Origin of the sequence: Desulforamulus aeronauticus DSM 10349, assembly GCF_900142375.1 — a bacterium.
Taxonomy (GTDB): Bacteria; Bacillota; Desulfotomaculia; order Desulfotomaculales; family Desulfotomaculaceae; genus Desulfotomaculum; species Desulfotomaculum aeronauticum.
In genome coordinates this window covers 1-2,876 of record NZ_FRAR01000028.1, presented here as the reverse complement: position 1 = coordinate 2,876, position 2,876 = coordinate 1, and the positions used below count along the sequence as shown (strand labels likewise).

2 protein-coding genes are annotated in these 2,876 nt (G+C 44.9%); both read left to right on the top strand.

Going from position 1 to position 2,876, the window contains the following annotated elements:
• Positions 1-1,143, top strand: a 1,143-nt coding sequence (locus BUA78_RS20320; protein WP_175549060.1) for a collagen-like domain-containing protein, incomplete at its 5' end; no start/stop codon positions are given.
• A gap of 266 nt (positions 1,144-1,409) precedes the next feature.
• Positions 1,410-2,720, top strand: coding sequence for an IS4 family transposase (locus BUA78_RS16805; protein WP_072911264.1), 1,311 nt, complete (start codon positions 1,410-1,412; stop codon positions 2,718-2,720).
• Positions 2,721-2,876: the final 156 nt, after the last annotated feature.

The window sequence follows — 2,876 nt, the reverse complement described above, 5'->3', positions numbered from 1 at the left end:
ACCGGACCTGTCGGACCTACGGGTGATGCTGGACCCACCGGTCCTATCGGACCTACGGGAGATACTGGACCTACCGGGCCTATCGGACCTACTGGAGACACTGGATCCACCGGTCCTATCGGACCTACCGGAGACACTGGATCCACCGGGCCTGTCGGACCTACCGGAGACACTGGACCCACCGGACCTGTCGGACCTACGGGTGATGCTGGACCCACCGGTCCTATCGGACCTACCGGAGATACTGGACCTACCGGGCCTATCGGACCTACGGGTGATACTGGACCTACCGGACCTGTCGGATCTACTGGTGATACTGGACCCAGCGGACCTGTCGGACCTACTGGAGACACTGGGCCTACCGGCCCTGTCGGATCTACTGGTGATACTGGACCCAGCGGACCTGTCGGACCTACTGGTGATACTGGACCTACCGGGCCTGTCGGACCTAGTGGTGACACTGGACCTACTGGACCCATCGGACCTACTGGAGACACTGGGCCTACCGGGCCTATCGGACCTACCGGAGACACTGGACCCACCGGCCCAACGGGCGATACTGGCGCTGCAGGTACGATGGCAGACAGCACGGGATGTTTTGCCATCAGGCAGCTGGCTAATCTGCTGGAGCAGATAGTGGTCTTATATCCCACCACTACCATGACCTTGTTTGTGGAACAGCTGGCTACATTGTCGGGGGTAGCTATTGAGGTATACACTGCTCCCAGCGCCGATGAGCCGGGACTGTTAATCATACAGAGCGGCTCGGATTACGGATATGTATCGTTAAACAGAATTGCCGCGATATATCTTGGTGCGGATTCGGTGTATGACCCAAGTATCACCTATCTGACTCCTCCCGACCCCTACTCTCCAGGCTGCGATACGGACTATATCCTTGCTGTACAGTCATCCATGTCGGTAGGGGATCAGATTTCCTTTGGTGCCGCGATAAACACCACCGGAAGCGGTGAGGTGTATATCAATGAACCAGGCATAATGGTGCTCAGTGATGGCTTAGGGAATACCCCCGTATTTATATTCACCCCGCAGATAAGGTATATGGTCAAGGATTCACTACCGTTGGCCAAAATGCCGGGCGAAACAAAAACGGTTAAAAAGGTCACGATTCAAAACAGTTGAGATTGATTTGTCTCAAACATCGGCTCATAGGTAAATCCTCTGTATTTACCATAAAAGTAACCCTAAATCGTGGATGAACTGCCCACTGTCAACTTGACAGGCAATGTCATTAAGTTAAGAAAGAATAGTCCCAGTCCAAAGCAAGCTCTGCTATTAGACTGGGACTATTTTTGTGACCAGACAGTAAAAAAATAAAGAAAAAGGCTTGACAAATTATCAAAAATCGGAGGCTTTGCCTTGAAAGCATTTTCAAAGGAGGCCTCCAAATGAACAAAAAATGGTCACCAGAGGAAATAAAGCAAAAATTAAAGCTTGCAATCTCTCATGTAACTGAATCGAAAGATGAATTTGTCCTTAGGCCTGGAAAAGACTTTACCAGGAATCGGAAACTTAGCATGGATACAATGATCCAGCTCTTGATTTCTATGGGAGGAAATACACTGCGCAAAGAAATGTATGATTGGTTCCATTATGCATCCGATACAGCAACTGTTTCAGCATTTGTTCAACAGAGAAACAAGTTATTGCCTGCTGCATTTGAATCGATATTCCATAGCTTTGCTAAAGAATGCACTATGAATTCATACTACAGTGGATACCGTGTCCTTGCTATTGATGGTTCTGATCTAAGATTACCAGCCAATGCAAATGATCCCGAAACATACATCAAAACGAATGAAACGGATAAAAAAGGGTATAATCTTGCACACTTGGATGCTGTATATGACTTGCTCAGCCATGTCTATAGCGACGCATCCTTGCAAATGAAAAGAAATATGAGTGAACATCGAGCATTAGCCATAATGGTAGATCGTTTGGAGATAAGCGACAAAACTATTATTGTAGCGGATCGGGGATATGAATCGTTTAATACTATGGCTCATATTAAAGAAAAGGGATGGCATTTTGTATTAAGAGCCAAAGAATCCTATGGAATTATCACAAAGATAGCACTTCCGGATTCCAAGGAGTTTGATATGCCTGTGAGCATAACCTTAACCCGTAGGCAAACGAAAGAGACACGAAAATTATTTGAGCAGGACCCTTGCAAATACCGTTGGCTTCCACCTAAAGCAACATTTGACTACATAGAGCCTAAGTCAAATAAAATGTATGATTTGAATTTCCGTGTAGTGCGATTTATGATTTCATCAGGTTTATATGAAACCATATATACAAATTTGCCAGCTGCTAATTTCCCAGCCGAAAAGATTAAACACCTCTACAAAATGCGTTGGGGAATAGAAACATCATTTCGAGAGTTAAAATACACAATCGGATTGGCCAGCATCCACAGCAAGAAAATACAATTTGTCATTCAAGAAGTGTTTTCTAAGCTTATTTTATATAATTTTTCGTCACTTTTGATGCGTTTTCGTGATCTTAAGGATAATAAAGTTCGGATAAACTTTTCTGCTGCGTTTTTGTGGTGTAAGCAGTTTTTGTATAATATGACCAGCGAAGCGGTTCTGCTGCAAATGCTCTTGCGATGTACTTCACCCGTGCGTACTGGCCGAAATTTTCCAAGATATCAAAAGCATCTTTCTGCTATGAGTCTTAACTATAGAATTATCTGAACCAATTTCATATAATCTTTTTCAGATGCTTACGGGCACCTGTTTTTGTGTTGCCTTAAAACATTCAGTAATTGCTAAAATAATAAATCAGTGCCTCTGCAAGCACGGGTTTTAGCTTTACAGAGGCACTGTGAGTTCTTAACTTAATGACATTGA

What these genes read in the sequence shown, in the direction of transcription:
- BUA78_RS16805 (WP_072911264.1), top strand. Translation starts at nt 1,410, where the DNA reads ATGAACAAAAAATGGTCACCAGAGGAAATAAAGCAAAAATTAAAGCTT.